This is a genomic window from Vibrio tubiashii ATCC 19109, from assembly GCF_000772105.1.
Taxonomy (GTDB): domain Bacteria; phylum Pseudomonadota; class Gammaproteobacteria; order Enterobacterales; family Vibrionaceae; genus Vibrio; species Vibrio tubiashii.
Genome location: NZ_CP009354.1, coordinates 2,016,723 through 2,034,100, shown reverse-complemented (window position 1 = coordinate 2,034,100; position 17,378 = coordinate 2,016,723). Strand labels below are relative to the sequence as shown.

At 42.9% G+C, this 17,378-nt stretch carries 21 protein-coding genes; 9 read left to right on the top strand and 12 right to left on the bottom strand.

What is annotated here, in order from left to right:
- Window positions 1-232 precede the first annotated feature (232 nt).
- Window positions 233-2,518, top strand: a complete 2,286-nt coding sequence (gene metE, locus IX91_RS09225) for a 5-methyltetrahydropteroyltriglutamate--homocysteine S-methyltransferase (RefSeq protein WP_004742973.1) — start codon at window positions 233-235, stop codon at window positions 2,516-2,518.
- Window positions 2,519-2,588: 70 nt separating this feature from the next.
- Here metE and IX91_RS09220 read toward each other — a convergent pair whose 3' ends face one another.
- Window positions 2,589-3,011, bottom strand: coding sequence for an organic hydroperoxide resistance protein (locus IX91_RS09220; protein ID WP_004742972.1), 423 nt, complete (start codon window positions 3,009-3,011; stop codon window positions 2,589-2,591).
- A gap of 111 nt (window positions 3,012-3,122) precedes the next feature.
- Between IX91_RS09220 and IX91_RS09215 the strand changes: the two genes are divergently transcribed.
- Both IX91_RS09215 and IX91_RS09210 read left to right on the top strand, forming a co-directional pair.
- On the top strand, window positions 3,123-3,584 hold the full coding sequence (locus tag IX91_RS09215) for a MarR family winged helix-turn-helix transcriptional regulator (RefSeq protein WP_004742971.1): 462 nt from the start codon (window positions 3,123-3,125) through the stop codon (window positions 3,582-3,584).
- A gap of 41 nt (window positions 3,585-3,625) precedes the next feature.
- Window positions 3,626-4,177, top strand: coding sequence for a GNAT family N-acetyltransferase (locus tag IX91_RS09210; RefSeq protein WP_004749296.1), 552 nt, complete (start codon window positions 3,626-3,628; stop codon window positions 4,175-4,177).
- A gap of 11 nt (window positions 4,178-4,188) precedes the next feature.
- Here the strand turns inward: IX91_RS09210 and IX91_RS09205 are convergent, their stop codons facing one another.
- Together IX91_RS09205 and IX91_RS09200 are read right to left on the bottom strand one after the other, a co-directional pair.
- Window positions 4,189-4,875: a DNA-3-methyladenine glycosylase I gene (locus IX91_RS09205; protein ID WP_038197449.1), complete on the bottom strand. Its 687-nt coding sequence runs from the start codon at window positions 4,873-4,875 to the stop codon at window positions 4,189-4,191.
- 97 nt (window positions 4,876-4,972) lie between these two features.
- Entirely contained in the window at window positions 4,973-5,839 is an 867-nt protein-coding gene (locus tag IX91_RS09200) for a LysR family transcriptional regulator (RefSeq protein ID WP_004743006.1), read from the bottom strand.
- Window positions 5,840-5,944: 105 nt separating this feature from the next.
- On the opposite strand from IX91_RS09200, the gene IX91_RS09195 reads away from it, so the two are divergent.
- From IX91_RS09195 to IX91_RS09185, 3 genes are all read left to right on the top strand, one after another.
- The gene (locus IX91_RS09195; protein WP_004743005.1) at window positions 5,945-6,241 is read left to right on the top strand and encodes a putative quinol monooxygenase; all 297 of its coding nucleotides are present in this window, start codon (window positions 5,945-5,947) and stop codon (window positions 6,239-6,241) included.
- On the top strand, window positions 6,241-7,221 hold the full coding sequence (locus IX91_RS09190) for a Gfo/Idh/MocA family protein (RefSeq protein WP_004749295.1): 981 nt from the start codon (window positions 6,241-6,243) through the stop codon (window positions 7,219-7,221). Before IX91_RS09195 ends, IX91_RS09190 begins: the two co-directional genes overlap by 1 nt.
- Window positions 7,222-7,503: 282 nt before the next feature.
- Window positions 7,504-8,124 carry a substrate-binding periplasmic protein gene (locus IX91_RS09185; protein WP_081469086.1) on the top strand — a complete coding sequence of 207 codons (621 nt, stop codon included), beginning with the start codon at window positions 7,504-7,506 and terminating at the stop codon, window positions 8,122-8,124.
- A 68-nt stretch (window positions 8,125-8,192) separates the two neighbouring features.
- Here the strand turns inward: IX91_RS09185 and IX91_RS09180 are convergent, their stop codons facing one another.
- From IX91_RS09180 to IX91_RS09140, 9 genes are all read right to left on the bottom strand, one after another.
- Window positions 8,193-8,792, bottom strand: a complete 600-nt coding sequence (locus IX91_RS09180; protein ID WP_004743003.1) for a thiol:disulfide interchange protein DsbA/DsbL — start codon at window positions 8,790-8,792, stop codon at window positions 8,193-8,195.
- An 89-nt stretch (window positions 8,793-8,881) separates the two neighbouring features.
- Complete coding sequence (locus IX91_RS09175) at window positions 8,882-9,253, bottom strand: hypothetical protein (RefSeq protein WP_004743002.1); 372 nt, start codon at window positions 9,251-9,253, stop codon at window positions 8,882-8,884.
- Between the two features lie 78 nt (window positions 9,254-9,331).
- Window positions 9,332-9,631 carry a DUF2834 domain-containing protein gene (locus IX91_RS09170; protein ID WP_004743001.1) on the bottom strand — a complete coding sequence of 100 codons (300 nt, stop codon included), beginning with the start codon at window positions 9,629-9,631 and terminating at the stop codon, window positions 9,332-9,334.
- An 11-nt stretch (window positions 9,632-9,642) separates the two neighbouring features.
- Window positions 9,643-10,239 (bottom strand): LysE/ArgO family amino acid transporter, encoded by a 597-nt coding sequence (locus tag IX91_RS09165; RefSeq protein WP_004743000.1) that lies wholly within the window; start codon window positions 10,237-10,239, stop codon window positions 9,643-9,645.
- 47 nt (window positions 10,240-10,286) lie between these two features.
- Window positions 10,287-10,835: a DinB family protein gene (locus tag IX91_RS09160; RefSeq protein ID WP_004742999.1), complete on the bottom strand. Its 549-nt coding sequence runs from the start codon at window positions 10,833-10,835 to the stop codon at window positions 10,287-10,289.
- A gap of 65 nt (window positions 10,836-10,900) precedes the next feature.
- Complete coding sequence (locus IX91_RS09155; protein WP_004742998.1) at window positions 10,901-11,746, bottom strand: DMT family transporter; 846 nt, start codon at window positions 11,744-11,746, stop codon at window positions 10,901-10,903.
- 105 nt (window positions 11,747-11,851) lie between these two features.
- Window positions 11,852-12,829 (bottom strand): oxygen-dependent tRNA uridine(34) hydroxylase TrhO, encoded by a 978-nt coding sequence (trhO, locus tag IX91_RS09150; RefSeq protein WP_004742997.1) that lies wholly within the window; start codon window positions 12,827-12,829, stop codon window positions 11,852-11,854.
- Between the two features lie 306 nt (window positions 12,830-13,135).
- Window positions 13,136-13,411, bottom strand: a complete 276-nt coding sequence (gene exsE2, locus IX91_RS09145; protein ID WP_004742996.1) for a T3SS regulon translocated regulator ExsE2 — start codon at window positions 13,409-13,411, stop codon at window positions 13,136-13,138.
- Between the two features lie 7 nt (window positions 13,412-13,418).
- On the bottom strand, window positions 13,419-13,865 hold the full coding sequence (locus tag IX91_RS09140; protein WP_004742995.1) for a CesT family type III secretion system chaperone: 447 nt from the start codon (window positions 13,863-13,865) through the stop codon (window positions 13,419-13,421).
- A 473-nt stretch (window positions 13,866-14,338) separates the two neighbouring features.
- On the opposite strand from IX91_RS09140, the gene IX91_RS09135 reads away from it, so the two are divergent.
- The 3 genes from IX91_RS09135 (at window position 14,339) to IX91_RS09125 (ending at window position 17,377) form a co-directional block, all read left to right on the top strand.
- Window positions 14,339-14,740: a YscW family type III secretion system pilotin gene (locus IX91_RS09135; RefSeq protein WP_004742994.1), complete on the top strand. Its 402-nt coding sequence runs from the start codon at window positions 14,339-14,341 to the stop codon at window positions 14,738-14,740.
- A gap of 645 nt (window positions 14,741-15,385) precedes the next feature.
- Window positions 15,386-16,246, top strand: a complete 861-nt coding sequence (locus IX91_RS09130) for a helix-turn-helix transcriptional regulator (RefSeq protein ID WP_004749294.1) — start codon at window positions 15,386-15,388, stop codon at window positions 16,244-16,246.
- A gap of 150 nt (window positions 16,247-16,396) precedes the next feature.
- Window positions 16,397-17,377, top strand: coding sequence for a T3SS regulon anti-activator ExsD domain-containing protein (locus tag IX91_RS09125; protein WP_004745585.1), 981 nt, complete (start codon window positions 16,397-16,399; stop codon window positions 17,375-17,377).
- The last annotated feature ends 1 nt before the right edge of the window (window position 17,378 follow it).

The following is a 17,378-nucleotide window of genomic DNA, read 5'->3' as shown; positions in this document are numbered from 1 at the left end:
TTGTTTTTATAGGGGTGTAAACATCTAGACGTCTATCATGCTAACTATTTTTGTTGATTAAGTTATTGAAACAGGTGTTTTGCGATTATGAAATTTTCTAATAAACAAGTTGAATATTTGGAAGTTGTCCAAATCTGTTTAAGACGAGATAGTTTAGCCATCCAGACATCTTAAGTGGTGTTCTGCACTGAATGAATAAATTGCAAAATTAAGAATGACAAGGATCGGCAAGATGACTACAACAACACATATACTAGGTTACCCTCGCATTGGTGAAAAACGCGAACTCAAGTTCGCGCTAGAGAAATACTGGCGTGGAGAAATCGACCAAGCTGAGCTGAAAGCCGTGGGCGCTGAGCTACGCAACAAAAACTGGAATACACAATCTGAAGCTGGGTTAGAGTTTGTGACTGCAGGTGATTTTGCTTGGTATGATCATGTGCTTACTACCACCTTGCTACTAGGGCACGTTCCAAAGCGACATCGCGAAGGTTTCCCAGACCTTGATACCTTATTCAAGGTGGGACGTGGTCAATCTCAGGCAGGATGTGGTTGTAGCGGTCACGCGGCTTCAGACATGACGAAGTGGTTTAACACTAACTACCATTATATTGTGCCGGAGTTCAGTCAGGAAGATACGTTTGAAGTGAGCTGGCCTCAACTGTTTGAAGAAGTGAACGAGGCGGTTAAAGCTGGTCATAACGTCAAACCTGTATTACTTGGCCCTCTGAGTTATCTGTACCTTGGTAAAGAAGTCGAAGAGGGATTTGATCGCCTCTCCTTGCTACCTCGTCTATTAACTGCTTATCAGGCAATCTTAGCTAAGTTAGCGAAACAAGGTGTCGAGTGGGTACAGATTGATGAACCGATTCTCTCTCTTGAGCTGAACAAGCCTTGGCAAGACGCCTTTAAACTCGCCTATCAAGTGATTCGCAGTGATGTGAAAGTTCTGCTTACTACGTATTTTGATTCGGTTAGCGATACGCTTGATAAAGTTGTCGAGCTAGCAGTCGATGGCTTACATATTGATTTGTCGGCAGCACCTGAACAACTAGACGCTGTTGTCGAAAAACTACCTGAACATTGGGTGCTGTCTGCTGGTGTGGTTAATGGGCGCAACGTTTGGCGCGCAGATTTGAGTGCTCAACTGGCGTTACTGCAACCGCTTAAAGATAAGCTCGGTGACAAGTTATGGGTAGCGAGCTCGTGTTCACTACTGCATAGTCCGGTGAATCTAGAATTAGAACCTGCTTTGACGGAAGAAGTGCGCAGTTGGTTTTCTTTTGCTAAGCAGAAAGTAACGGAAGTGGCGCTGCTGGGTAAAGCGCTAGATGGTAGCCAAGAAGCCATTCTTGCTTGCGATACTTACAGTGCGCCGATCCAAGCACGTAAAACCGCAACGCATGTCAATAAGCCACAAGTTCAAGCGCGTTTAAATAGTATTACTAAGTCTTTGGCAGAGCGTAGTGCTCCCTATGCCGAGCGTGCAGCGCACCAAAGTGAAGTACTAGGGCTGCCACTGTTTCCAACCACGACCATTGGTTCTTTCCCACAAACGAGCGAGATTCGAGTTCAGCGCAGCGCTTATCGCACAGGTAAGTTGTCACAAACGGAATACGATCAAGCGTTAAAAGGCCATATTGCAGATGCAGTTAAACGCCAAGAAGCGTTGGATCTGGATGTCTTGGTTCACGGTGAAGCTGAACGTAACGATATGGTGGAATACTTTGCAGAAAACTTAGCGGGCTTCCAAACCACTAAATTTGGTTGGGTACAAAGCTACGGATCTCGCTGCGTTAAGCCTGCCATTGTCGTTGCAGATATTGAACGAGAAAAACCGATGACGGTGGAGTGGTCTACCTATGCGCAGTCTTTAACATCGAAACAGATGAAGGGCATGCTAACGGGGCCAGTGACGATTCTTTGTTGGACATTCCCACGTGAGGATATCACTCGCAAGCAAATCGCGGATCAACTTGCACTCGCACTGCGTGATGAAGTGTCAGACTTACAAGATGCGGGCATTAATATTATCCAAATTGATGAGCCAGCGATTCGTGAAGGCTTGCCACTTAAGAAGCGCGATCATAAAGAGTACTTAGAATGGGCAGTGGATGCATTTAAGATTTCAGCGGCAAGTGCTAAACCAGAAACTCAAATCCACACTCACATGTGTTACTCAGAGTTTAATGAGATCATTGAATCTGTCGCCGCGCTAGATGCTGACGTGATTACCATCGAAACATCGCGTTCAAATATGGAACTGCTTAAAGCATTTGAAGACTTCAACTATCCAAATGAGATTGGCCCTGGTGTCTATGACATTCACTCACCAAACATTCCAACTAAAGAATGGATTGAAGGCCTACTCAACAAAGCAGCAGAGAAGATTCCTGCGCAGCGCTTATGGGTGAACCCAGATTGTGGACTGAAAACACGTAACTGGGCAGAAACGGAAGCGTCATTAGCCAATATGGTGTTAGCCGCTAAAGAACTGCGTAAAAGCTACCAAGCGTAATCTAGAGTTGTAAAACAACAAATGCCGACCCTTTTTGGTCGGCATTTTCGTCTATACCAATCAACAATAATTAGATTGCTTGGCCATTTACCGTGACTTCTACGTCGATGTTACCGCGCACAGCGTTTGAGTAAGGGCACACTTGGTGCGCAACTCGCACGAGCTCAAGCGCTTGTTCTTGTGGTAGATCGATTGATGAAGCAAGGCTTACCGTTAGCTCAAAACCGCCTTGTTCTTTCGGACCAATCCCAACCTCTGCTGTCACTGGTGCTTCTTTTAAAGCCACTTTACCTTCGCGGGCCACATGCAAAATAGCATTTGAAAAACAGGCTGAGTAACCTGCGGCAAATAGTTGTTCTGGGTTGGTTGCAGCGCCAGTACCGCCCATTTCTTTCGGATAAGCAAGCTCGAGTTCAAGTAAACCATCGTCTGTTTTAACCAAACCATTTCTGCCTGCTAGTGCTGTTGCTTGAGTTTTGTATAGTGTTGTCATGTTTGCATCCTTATTTTAAGTTGTACGCAATCTAATTGTTTGCAATATTAGATCGAAACAAAGTTTGAATGCAAGTATATTGTGCGCAATTTAATTTAAAAGGGTGGTGGAATGAGTTTCTGCGATAGCGACAAACAGCTAACTGAAGAAGAGAGTTTATTGTTAGAGAATCAGGTTTGCTTCCCGCTCTACAGCGCTTCCAATGCGGTGATTCGAACCTATCGCCCGTTATTAGACTCACTAGAGCTCACTTACTCCCAGTATCTTGTCATGATGGTGCTGTGGGAAAGTGATGGGATTAGCGTCAAGGACATAGGTGCAAGATTACACCTCGATTCTGGCACTTTAACCCCTTTATTGAAGCGGCTTGACGCGAAGGGCTTTGTAGTGAGAGGAAGAAGCGAACTAGATGAAAGGGTTAGGGTGCTCAAACTCAGCGAAGAGGGCAGAGCGCTTAAAGCTAAAGCCCTTACTATCCCTACTGAGATGAAATGTAAGATTCAGCTCGATCTTGATGAGCTAATCCTATTGAAAACATTGTGCGAAAAAGTAATGGTTAAGCTAGAGCAATAACGGCAATTTTAATGGGTTTACCAACAGACGAAGGAACATCAATGCTAGAAACTAAAAGACTTCAGCTAAGACAATGGAAAGATTCAGATATTGAACCTTATTGCCAGATAAATGCTAGCGAGCAGGTGATGCGTTATTTCCCGTCGGTGATGACAAAGGAAGAGAGCAGAGCTCAAGTAGGCCGTGCACGCAGCTACATTGACAAAAATGGCTATGGCTTTTGGGCAGTTGAGCTAAAAAGTACCCAAGAGTTTATTGGCTTTGTGGGTCTGCTTGCGCAAAGTGAAGAAAGCGGTTTACCCAACACACCATTTGTTGAAATTGGTTGGCGACTAGATAGCAAACATTGGGGCAAGGGCTACGCGCCAGAAGCGGCTCAAGCCGCCTTGGAGTTTGCTTTCACGGAGTTGAAGTTAGAGCAGGTCTACTCATTTACTGCTTTGCCCAACTTACCTTCACAAAGGGTGATGGAAAAAATTGGCATGAGCAACACAGAACAAGACTTTGACCATCCCAAGTTAGCGAAAGGTCACGAGTTAGAGCGCCACTGCTTATTTAAAATCACTCGCGAGCAGTGGCAATCAGTTCAATAACTGTTAAGGGCCTATACGCGGTTATCACCCGTGCTAAAAGCGATAGTTTGGCTGATTTCTGTCAGTGAACGTCCGCTTTCTTGTTGCCAGTGAGAAAAAGCGCTATTGGCTGCTGCAAGAGAGCGTTTGGTGTCTTTGCCCCCTTCAATGATTTTGTAGTTACGTAGGTAGCTTTCGACATCGCCTGAAAGGATAAAGGTATCGACACCCATTTGGCGCAAACTGTACGGGCCTGTGTTACCACCAAGACGGTTACCATGTTTCTTGAGATAACTCCAAAGCCCAGTAATGTCTTCACTTGGCCAATTGGTGACCATGTTGGAAAATGAACCATGTTGTAGAGAAGCTTCGTGGAGCATTTGAGCATTCGCTTGAATGGATTTCACTTTGGCGTGATGGCGAATAATTCGAGTATCGGACGCTTTGTTGTCCCATTGTTCGTCAGAAAGCATCAAGAGTGGTTCAATCTTAAAAGCAAAGAACACCTCTTCAAAGTTAGGCCATTTGTTTCTCACTACCTTCCAAGAAATGCCACTTTGAAACACCTTCATACTGAATGCGGATAGCCAGCGATCATTGGAAATCTGTCTCAGCTGATCCAATGGCAATGGCTTAGATAGTAATGACTCTAGGTTTGCTTCCCCACCTTTACGCTCTGCTGCGCGTTGGTAAATATCGTCGAACTTTTCTAGTGCCACAGTGAGGCTCTCCATAATATCTTTATCCACTTTAGCGAACATACTAACTTTCTAGCTATTGTTTGTCTGTAGTAAAAGCAGATTGGAGAGCGTATTTTCAAGGCCTTAAAGCGCTTAACAGATAGTCGGCAAAGGTGCGGTCTTTTAGCGATAACTGTTTGTCTTTATAGACAAGATGAATCGGTTTTGTTGGCAGAGGAAAGCTTTCTAGCACTTGCTCAAGTGCGCCAGACTTCAGATCTTGCTCAAGTAAAATGCGAGGCTGCATAACAACCCCAACACCTTTCAAAGCGGCTTGCCGGAGCACCTCTCCATTGTTCGCCATCAACTTGATATGTTGCCGTGAATCCGCTTTCGTACTCGGAGTCTCTGAAATATCGTGATAGCGGAAACCAAGGCAAGAGTGATGAGTCAGGTCGTCAGGCTGAATAACTTTGGTATGCCTAGCAAGGTAATCGGGTGAAGCGCAGTAGATAAGCTCATAGTCTCCTAAATACCTTGCTACCAAGCTAGAGTCTTTTAGCTGACCAATTCTAATAATAAAGTCAGCTTCACTTTTGTATGGGTCGATAACACTGTTGTCTAGCTCTAGATCAACACTGATATCTGGGTATTGAATGATAAAGTCAGACAAGATCGGAGCGAGCGCTTGAGTCCCAAAAGTGACTGGTGCGTTGATTTTTACCGTGCCTTTAGGTTTGTTTTGCAAATCGTAGATTAGGCTTTCAGTATTGCTGATATCTTCCAGTATTCTTTGGCACTCTTTAAGGTAAATTCTTCCAGAGTCGGTTAAGGTTTGCTTTCTTGTCGTGCGATGAATCAGCGGTGTGTTAAGTAACCCTTCAAGATGTTTTATGTGTCTGCCAACCATAGTTGCTGACATAGAAAAATAGTCTGCGGTAAGGCGAAAGTTGCCTTGTTCGGCGACATGGCAAAAAACCTTCATACTGATGAGCTTGTCCATTAAACACTCTGAGTTGCTAAATAAAAAACTTTGACCTAGTTTAACAATCTGAGCGCTGTAATAACATGGTTAGCTTAACGTGAAGAAAACAAGGTTTACTGAATAATGGATTCAACAATTTTTGTCACTGCGGAGCTAAGAGTAAACTCTGATGTTGACCTGGCCGTGGCAAGGAAAGCAATTGAACAGTTTTGCTCGGATATGGAGTCGGAGTCAGGCTGCCAACAGGCGACAGCAACGTTTGATGTCAACGACCCTAGACGTGTCATATTGTGGGAGCGATACGACGACCAGTCAGCGATTGAGGCGCATTTTGTTATGCCGCATACACAAGCGTTTATCGCCCTAGGTATGACAGAGTTGGTCAGTGCAACTAACAGCCATAAAGCGGGAGAAGCATAATGAAGTGGGGCATTCTAGGAACAAGCTTTATCTCTGATGTGATGGCAGCAGCGATTGCGGGAGACAGTGAAAGCGAGCTTTATGCCGTTGCAGGCCGAAACCCACAGACGCTTGCAGAATTTGCCAGCAAGCACTCTGTTGCCAAGACATACCTTTCAATGGACGAGTTGATAGAAGATAGTGACGTTGAGGTGGTTTACATTGCATTGCCGAACCATCTTCACCATGACTATGTCATCAAAGCAGCGCAGAAAGGCAAAGCGATACTGTGCGAGAAATCCCTATCTATCGATATGGAAAAAACTCATGCCGCGTTAGATGCGGTTCGTGAGCATGATGTTTTTTTTGCAGAAGGGTTAATGTATCTGAATCACCCGTTGATTGAATCCATTTTAGAGACGCTAAAGCAGGGTACAATTGGAGAGGTGCGCAGTATCCAAGGCTCGTATATTGCTGCTATTAGCCAGTTTGTTAACCCGGAGAGTAAGGGGGCACTGTATAACTTAGGCTGTTATCCTGTGTCACTGATGCATCTTGTCCTGCAAAATCATTTTGGAGACAGTATCTTCGAAAATAGAGAGATTCAAGCCATTGGGCGCAAAGGGCAAGATGGAAACCTTTGTGAATCTAGCGCCATCTTCAAATTTGGCGAAAATGTGACAGCTCAAATGCACACAGCAGAAGATCACGGCTTAAAGCATGGTTTCACCATTCATGGTTCAAAAGGCGCAATCAGTCTTACAACCAACCCTTGGCTACCTAGCGAAGAAAACCAATACAGTGTCGAAGTTTATGAAACCTCGCAGCAAACAGTTACTGTACCGGCTAAAGGAGATGGGTTCTATTATCAGGTAAGAAACATTAGACAGGCTGTGGATCTGGGCCGCAAGTCACTCGATAGACCGAGTGCTACGCCAGATGATTCGACGCAGATAATGAAATTGCTGACCGATTGGGAGCGAGCAGCGTCTGAACAATGAGTGGCACCTGTGCGCTAACCACAAAAGCCAGAGCAACTTGCTCTGGCTTTTGTGTCTCTATATCACGATTTGGGTCTAGGTGCTTACTTATGGGTAGCGAATAACCGCAATAGCAAAAGTTGCTAGTGAGGTCATATCGCTAGATTGGTGAACACTTTCGGATGAGCCTATATTAAAGGTATGGATTCTTAATAGCTTAGTTTGATGATTAGTAGGACTTTATACGCTTGGATATTCGCTTGGCTGTGCTTTGGCAGTAGCTACGTACACGCACAGTATAAAATGCACTTCTTTTGTCCAGATTTTCCACCCTATACCACCGTTGACAGCACAGGCAGTCATAGTGGAATTGGGTTTGATAAAATGAAGTCGATACTGGACTCAGTCGGCGTAGATTACACCATTGAAATTAACTCTAATCACGGGCGTGCATTGGCTGAGCTAAAAACTGGACGCTCAGATGGTTTCTTTATGGCTTCTCAGAACGATGAGCGTGACAAATATGCGGTTTTCTCTGAGTCAGTGATGACCAATCGTTGGGTTTGGATTGTGTTGACCAGTCATCGTGAAGAATTTTCCTCTCTCCCCAAGTCAGGGTATACAGTTGCTAGCTTACTAAACACCAATACAAATCGCTGGCTGACGAAAACCGGTTTCAACTTGGCACATCCGGCCGAGAGTATTACATCGTTAATTAGTATGTTAGATAAGCAAGAAGTGAACGCTGTATTGGTGGCAGAAGAAGTTTACAATCACAGGTTCAAAAACGACCCCAGATACAAAGTTTTCTTACAGGAAGAGAAAGAGTTTGGCGTTTACATCTCCAAATCATTTCTCAACCGTCATCCAAAGTTCATGGAAAAGCTCAATAAAGCCATCCAAGCTAGTCAAACTAAGAGGTGATAAGTTGCTGGGGGGAGACTAAAAGCCAGAGCAAGGTGCTCTGGCTTTGATTTATCTAGAGATAACGCTTAAAGAGTCAGAAGGTAATTCACCAACTGATTGTACTCTTCATAAGAACGAATCTGATCCGCCTTGACGATGTACTTGTTGTTCACGACAACTCCCGGAACACCTGTGAGCGTGCTGTTTGCGAATTGCTTGTCGAATCCGCGTTGCATAGAGTTGACCACAAAGCTGTTGTAAGTCGCATCAAACTTCTCTGCATCAATGCCATTATCAATAAAGATTTGACGTAACGCTTGCTCATCTTTAGGTGCTTTTCGTAGTTCATGGATTTGTTTGAACATAGCTGGAACCATAGTTTCTTCTGCATCTAAAGCAACCATGGTGGCGTAAGACTTCGCCATTGGCACAGCCATGTTTGCGCCCATAAAGGCAACGTGAACTTTTTCTAGCTTGGCATTGTCAGGCAGAGAGGCTTTTAGGTTCTCAACCACAGGTTCAAACTTGTAGCAGTGAGGGCAGTAAAATGAGAAAAACTCAGTCACCTTCGGTGTTGCCGATTTATCTGTGTCTAATACCTTGTAGTGTGTTCCTTCTTCAAACTGCGCAGCCTGTACCGACAAGGCAAAAATCAATGAAGAGAAAAGAGTAAATAGCTTTTTCATCGCTTATTCCTATATAAATTCCGATTATCAAATAGCGTTAATACTCCCAATGCGATCAACACAATGAGAGGTGTACTTAGAGTTAGGAATTAAGCAATAGGAGGACGAAACAGAGTACGAGAGCGGGTGATGGCTTTACCAATCGCTTCTAAACCTAATGGCGCGAGGATCGGTAGGGAGATTTGTTCTGTAGAGATGGATTGGCTGTTGGTCAGTTTCAGTAGGCAACTTGAGCCACAACAGTGATGGGTAGATGCTTCACTGTAGTTTTGTAACTTCGGGCATTCAATTGGGCTTAGTTGGTACTGATTCTCGCTACTTAGTCGTTGCGGTGAGATCTGCTCGAAAATTTGCTCACTGGCTTGCACGCTCAACGCTGCACTACTGATAAGCAGCAGGCAGGTTACGGCAAAAACAGAGAGTATCGAACGACTAAATAACAACTGAGCAATCCATGGCATTGAAGTAACAACAGCTTAACGGAATTTATCATGGAGATAAATGCTTTGTTATCACTGCGAGATTCTTATAGCTAACCTTTATTTGTGCTTTAAATAGAGATAGAGCGGTAAGCCAAATGAAACACCGGCAGTCAAGGTCCCGACAATCGCCACAAAGCGTCCTTTAACATGGTTCTGTTTCCCATCGACCAGAATAAAACCGATCAAGGCCACAGCTGCAACCACCACGTCAAGCCATGCCATGACGCTAATTGGATTGGCTATCGCCTGTTCAAACAAAAGTGGCAGGTTTAAGCCATTAGTGAAAAGCCAAGGTAGAAACGCTGCGTATGGAGCAGCAATCCCCAATACAGTGAGTACAAGATAAAATCGAGACATTGTGAACCTTCCTATAAAATCAATGACAGAGCTATCGCTGACATGATGATTCCAACCAAGAACTCAAGTACTTTCCAAGCTTTTGGTTTATTGAATAGTGGGGCTAAGAATCGAGCGCCAAAGCCCAAGGAAAAGAAAAAGACGAACGATGCCGTGATTGCACCATAAGCAAATAGACTCTGATTGGGTTGATATTGAGTTGATATCGATCCGAGTAGAACAACCGTATCTAGGTAGACATGTGGGTTTAGCCAAGTGAAGGCTAAACAGATTGAAACGGCTTTGAGGAGTGAGGTGTCGCTACCGTTACTTGTGCTCATGCCATGGTGAGACGTAAATGCCGATTTAAAGCTAAGAAAAGCGTAAACGGCAAGAAAAATCGCCCCTCCCAAACGGGTGAGACTCTCTATCTGAGGGTACTGTTTTACAATTGCGCCAAATCCCGCAACCCCAAAACTGATTAATATAGCATCTGAAATCGCGCATACTGCGCATATGACAAACACGTGCTGATTCCTAAGCCCTTGTTTCAACACAAAAGCGTTTTGCGAGCCAATGGCTAAGATAAGTGATAAACCTAGAGAGAAGCCTGCTAGATAAGTAGACATTGTCGTTCTGTTCGTCCTTTAGCGAAGAAAAATTATGACATTGTGGGTTAGGCTAATGCGCTGGAGCCTTCTGGTACTATGACAGGTAAGTCGGTACAGCCGAAGTCCCAGCCAAGTTGCGCCAATATTGCGGTAAGCTGACCGCGATGGTGGGTTTGGTGGTTGAAGATATGTTGGCAAAACTCACCGACATTGCGCCTCATTTCTCCCCCTTCGGTGGTAATATAAACCACCGTTTTTGCACAAGTCTCGGCATTAAAACCCTTCGTCATGTCGATGTAAATCTGGTCAACGAGCGAGCGAAGCGCTTTCAATTCTTCGATGCTTGTTACAAAGGTATCGTCTACGGCTTTTGCAATGGGCAGCGCGTTAACTTGCTGTGGAGTCAATTGATGGATTTGATTGGTGATTAAACGTTGCAGCATGATTAAATCACCAAATAAAATATGGTTCCAATGGGCCATCACGGATGGAAAAAAGGAGTGAGTTTCTTGGTTAAGTTGCTGTGAGCTAAGCTGCTCACAAACGCTAAGTAACTGTTGGTTCATACGCTGGTTGTAGAGCGCCAGCATTCTAAAATTTGCAGATAAATCCATTTGTCTCTTTCCTTGCTCTAATCCAGTGACGTAAACCTAATCCTTAGTTCTACTATTTTTGTTTTTTATTGGGTCTGATTACGGCTCTTTAGCAACGGTTTGGGAGATGAAATACCGATCAAATTGCCCAACAGCATCAAGGCTGCGCCAAGAAACAGACTAATCTCGAAGGGTTCAGAGTAAAGTAAAACGCCGACTAAGGCGATCATTGGCAAGCGTAAAAAGTCCATAGTGACAACAAATGAGACTTCAGCACACTGCATTGCTTTGGTCATGCAATAATGGGCAGACAAGGAGGTAAATCCAATCACCAACAGCCACAACCATTCAATGCCCTGAGGGGTGTGCCAATTAACAATACTGAAGGAAAAACCGATAGGTAGTTGGATTGCACACATAAAGAACAGAATGGTAAGCGGGTGTTCGCTACTTGCTAAAGACTTAGTTGAGGCGTGGGCGACGGCGTAGCAAAATGCCGCTATAAGTACGATGAAAGAGGCGGGCGAAATAATATCAAAGCCAGGTTTGACGATTACCAACACGCCACAAAAGCCCAGTAAAGCAGCGCAAAGTTTGTTGCGGGTTAGACGCTCACCTAAAAAGAGATACGCGATCAGTAGAGTCCACAAAGGAACGGTAAACTCCAAAGCGAACACTTCGGCAAGTGGTAGCAAGCCAATACCTAGAAACCAGCCGTATTGCCCGGCAAAGTGAAATAGATTTCGGCCCAAATGCAGCTTGAAGCGTTCGGTACGTAATAGACTGCGTCTCTTAACTCCAATAATCACAACACTGACGATTATCAGTGCAATGACAGTACGAAAAAAGAGTATTTGAAAGGTGTCTAGCTGCTGACTAAGCTCTCTCGCTCCTATAGCCATCAAGCAAAACGAAACGATAGTGCCAAACATCCATGTGATTGCGCTAAAACTCGCTAGGATAAGCTTCCTCCCGTAGCAAAAAATCGATATCAAAAAGGGAGCAAAAGCTCCCTTCAATCTCAAAGAAACGGAAGCTTAACCTTTTCTTTGCGCCGCTTTGCGATCAAGTTTTTCCTGTCGACGTTGAGCAATAGTCTGTTTCGCATCGCCACCGACATGAACATCACCTCGTTCTATGGCTAATTTAACTTGCTTTTCGCGTTCACGGAAGCGTGATTTTTGCTCATCCGTATGCTTATCTGCACACTTTGGACAACTAACACCTTCTTCATATTGCGCTGAATTGATGTCTTCTTCTGTGATAGGTAAGCGGCAAGCTTTACACATTTCATAACCGCTTTTTTCAAGCTGATGATTAACCGCAACGCGATTGTCAAACACGTAGCAGTCGCCTTGCCATAAGCTTTCCTCTTCCGGCACTTCTTCTAGATATTTGAGAATACCGCCCTCAAGGTGATAAACATCATCAAAGCCTTGCTGTTTCATATAAGCAGTGGATTTTTCGCAGCGAATACCGCCAGTACAGAACATCGCGACCTTTTTATGCTTGCTTGGGTCCATGTTCTTAGCAACATACTCAGGAAACTCTCGAAATGTGTCTGTCTGAGGGTTGACCGCGTTTTGGAAAGTGCCAATTTCAATTTCGTAGTCATTACGTGTATCGACGACAAACACTTCAGGATCCGAAATCAGTTCATTCCAATCTTGAGGCTTCACGTAAGTGCCAACAACATGGCGTGGGTCGATACCTTCTACGCCTAAGGTTACGATCTCTTTCTTGAGCTTAACTTTGCTGCGATTAAATGGCTGTTTAGTATCGAAAGACTCTTTATAGACAATGTCAGCTAAGCGCTCGTCTTGCTTAAACCATGCAAGAAGCTCATCGATACCTTCTCTGCTCGATGCGACTGTCCCGTTGATGCCCTCGCTCGCAAGCAATAAAGTACCGCGGATACGATGCTTATCCATAAGAGCAATCAAAGGTTTTTGAAGTTCGGTATAGTTTTCAAGCTGCACAAATTTATAGAGTGCGCACACTACGTAGTCAGTCATATCTTGCCTTAGTTTAACTTTCTCAATCTTGAGTTTGCGCTGAGTATAGCGAAGAGTGAATGTTACAAATACCGACAGAAGATAGGGTTAAGCTTTGGTTGAATGACATCAGAGGAAGGTAAAGAACTTCATTAGAATTGCAGGCAGATCAATAAAACACGATTTAGGTGTTCATGGCACTAGCGATGTATGAGAAACATGAGCTAGCGAGATACCGGAAATCGTTGCCATGGAGAATGCTTCGGCTATGGTTAAAAGCGTAGAACGTTGGTCATTCATGCCAGCTTGAAAATCTGCCTAAAGTTCTTAGAGTACTTCTACTTTTCGTTTATAGAGCGAGTCGATCGCAGACTGCTTATTATTACTAAGTACTGCATTGCTAAGTGCAATATTACTTAGTTGATTTAGTTGTTTGTTCAGTGTGATTTTTGCTTGAGCTTTGTGTTGTCGATGTTCCGAAGAACCAAGTAAAGAGACTGAGCACCCACAAAAGGTTTTCTTTGATACGTTATTACTCTCTGTTGACGAGTTTACGGTATAAACATGAGCGTTGTTGCTCGTGGGTTGAATATCATTTGGCATAGTATTCTTACACCCTTAAGTCAGCAGTATTCGGCAAGCAAAGGTTTTGCTCTGGAGTCTCAAACGCTGTCAATAGTGACTCCCAAGATTCACACTGTGTAATAAGTTCAGCAAGTGCTGACTCGAAGTATGCGTACTCAAGCTTTTCATTAGTTAGAAGTTTATGTAGACACAAAACGTTTCTATTGTTGTCGAGACTAAAAAATAGTTCGTACTCCGGCCAATGATGATTGAAAGCCAGTAAAGAACGGCAAAGATCGCTACTCAGCACGCTTAGGTTAACCACTTCAGCTTCCAATTGAAGTGTCTCCTGCTCAGGGTGAAATAGAAAGTGAACTCGTATTGCGTCATCAAATGCAAGGCTGAGTTCATTGTCAGTTAAGCGTAGTTCAGGCAAGCCTATTTGATGAGCGAATTGGGTTAGCACCTCATCTATTTTTTGGCGCGCTGACATATGTTGGATCCTTATTCTGGTTTTTCTCATTGAACATAAGCGAGACTGCGGATTTGGTTTATCATTATCCGTTGTGATTTTTTATATTTTGGCCGGAATTAACTGTTTTTATAGGAAGTAATCAGCAATTGTGCACCGAAGTTCATTACTCAACTAGTGATTTCAATGAGTTAAGAACAATCTCTAATTATTGTATGCGTGCTATTATTAATTGAATTCTTTATTAGAAAAAACTTATTTGTTGATTGAGGATATTTTACTCTAGTGCAATCAGAAATTCGGTATGTACAGAGTGGGGATATTATTGAGAAATACAAAGAACTGACAATCACTTATACTATTAAACAATAGGCTGACTTTTTTAAACGCGTGCAATTTTTTAAAATATATACTCTTAGAGGTTGATTTTAGCTATGCGGCTGTATAAATTTACGCCAATTTATTCTGGTTTATTTAAATTTGGATCTTTTTGAATGAAAAAGCCTTTATGGTCCGGTCTAATATTTCTGGTTGCTTTGAGTGGATGCAGTCAATCCATCTCAAATTCAGATTTTAGTAAGAAATCACAAGCACAGGTGTACGGTTGGATCTCTATAGATGACTACTTTTCTCCTGTCGCAACAAGAGTAGAAGTTGATATGTGCCAAGTGATTAATAATCAATGTTTGACGTCGGCAGCGCAAGAGTATAAAGGGATACAACTGCCAATTCAGTATTCATTTTTGATTTCGCCTCTTCAGGCCGGTGATGGAAGTATGAAAATACGAGCAAGGTTGTTGGATAAAGGAAACGTAGTTGCTCAAAGCTTGGTTGAATATCATTTTGAACCTGGTGAAATGCGTGTTGATATAGTGTTAAGTTCAGTAAAAAATTAACAACAAAACTGAGACAATGAGATCCTGTTTATTTGTCTTTTCTTAATTAGGGCCTACTAAAATAGGATTCTCTTATAGTTAATATACGGTCATATGACATGGTTTTCACTCTTCACGGGTGATATACATTGAACTTTTCAGCTCATCGGGACAGTGAAATTTATCACCTATGATTATTGCCTAAACTGCTATTTTTGTGATTATAATTCAGCTCTCCAATAGGTTGGCTTGACTGGAATGAATGTTCTAGGGCGCACTGGCGCTTGTATACATAGTGTCTCAAGTTTGAGAATGTAGTGTTAAGTATATTCATTCTGTTCTAATAATAAATCAAAGTTATTAATATAAAACTCAGTAACTACAACTTTAGTTATTACTAATTAAATACAAAAATTAGCGTTCTCTGTAATACCAAAATTCTAACTCAGGGAACTCGTATATTTAGTTTTATTTACCTTGCTTTAATGCGAGGGTTTTGAGCATTTTGCTTTAAATACGGGGGGGTATAGTTGGTTACTAACTTACTGTGCTCTTTTCTTTTCTTCTTAAATTACTAATGCATTATTAGGGTGTTATCGCTGATTGATAGTGCTTTGGAACTCTCACGCTTTAAAAGCAGGGAGTGAATATGACGAAGGTTAGGAAATGAATGTGTCAGGCCAATTAAACACGGACAAATTCGGCGCTTGTTTTGAGAAAATTCATAGATTTTCAACTCGAGAAAGCTTTGATGAGGTGCTTCATTCAGATCATTCTCAAATTGTTATTATTCGTAGCGGTCAGTTAAAAATACAGACTGGAGATTGTACAGTTAATATTCTTGCTGGCAGTGGTGTTTTTTTGTCTCAGGGCGATTATTTGTTTGAATACTCGGCTCTTGGGGAAGAGTACCAGTCGATGATTATAGAATTTGAAAATGAGCTGGTGAGTCAGCTATTGCAAAAACATAGCGATTTGTTGATGACATTGCCTAAATCGGATAAGGCCATTATGGGACTTTTTCCATTTGACTTAAATATCCTGCTCGAGCAAGTTATTTCAGGCATGCAAGCGTTGGAAGAGCAATCTTATCCAAGTGCAATTATGCGCTTAAAATACGAAGAAATGTTGATCTTGCTATTGCATAGTGCAGGTGGAGAGCAACTTTATGCTTTACTCTCTCAACAGATGAATCGCACGTCGGAAAGACTGCGTAGATTTATGGAATTGCATTATCTGAAAGAATGGAAACTAAATGATTATGCTCAGGAGTTTGGCGCAAGTCTTACGACGTTCAAAGAGCTTTTTAATGAGCATTATGGAATGTCTCCTCGGGCATGGATCAGTGAACGCCGCCTCTTATTTGCGCATAAGTTATTGCTAACAAGTAAGATGAGTATTGTCGATATTGCAATGGAAGCGGGGTTTTCCAGCCAGTCTTATTTTACTCAGAGCTATCGCCGTCGTTTTGGTACGACACCGAGTAAAGTACGATCAGGTGAAGAAATGGTAGCTATCGCTGAATGAAATGACTTATGACTAAAATTTTCTGACTTTTATTACAAGTGTCGGTTCGCGAGTCATTATATTATCATCAGCATAGAAACGAATACTCAATGTTAATTTTACCTCTTTCGTTCAGGAGTGTACGAAAGAAGCGCGGAGAAAGAAGACAAAATGAAAAAGCAGCATTGGCGACGCCGTTCGCTTTTTCCAGACAACTCTGTGACAAAAAGGAAGGTCACAGTCTTGCAGAGAGGGGCTCGATACCAAGAGACCGCTAAACAAACGCAGGGTAAAAATGTTGTTAATGTCAGTCACCGTCAGCTCCTAAGCGAAGGTGTCTTAAGTTCGGAACAGTTATCTCTACTACAAAGGTTGTTGAATAGAGATGTGATTGATGCTTTGTGCTCAAGTCAGCTAGTTAAGACTTATGAGAAGCTTGGTGCACCGTTAGATCGATTTGCGATGCGCTTGTTTTTGGAAATTGGTTCAAGGTTAGGTGCAAGTCAGGCTTTAGCAACTCACGAACAGCGAGTGGCATACATCAATCAACATGTAGGTTATCGATATAATCTGGCTAGCCCCAAATCACTGACACTATGTCTGCACTGTGCTATTGCCGAATGGGTAAATCACCAATCTGACCAAGGCGTGTTATTGGATGTGGTGGAAATTGAGCAACTGGCGAATCAACTGCAGATTCAAGGTAGCTATTGGGAAAAACTTCTGGGTCAAGAAGCAAGTGCGATTTACGTAGAACAGCAACTCGAACTGATAAAGTCTCAACAACAACAGGTGAAAGAGCAACTTCGAACCCTTGAGGAAACGCACAAAAAAGCTGCAGAGTCGCATCGCGTTTTGATGGAAAAATGGCAACCTTGCCTTAATACACTAAAAGCCTTGTCTGAGTTTGCACTGACTTCTCCGGAGTTCTTCACTGCCTGGCAGACTTGGTGTGAACAGGCAAGACAACTTGCCCCTGAGCTTAGGGAAGTTTGGGAGGCCTGTGACCACATATATCGCGATCTAAATGCGGTTGCAAAATTGTGGCAATGGTTCCAAGACATGCAATCGGTAGGTGACGTAGACCTGTATTACTTTGATGTTCAAAGTGGTCAGTTTGGTCAAGCTTACAATCACATGAGTCATATTTAAT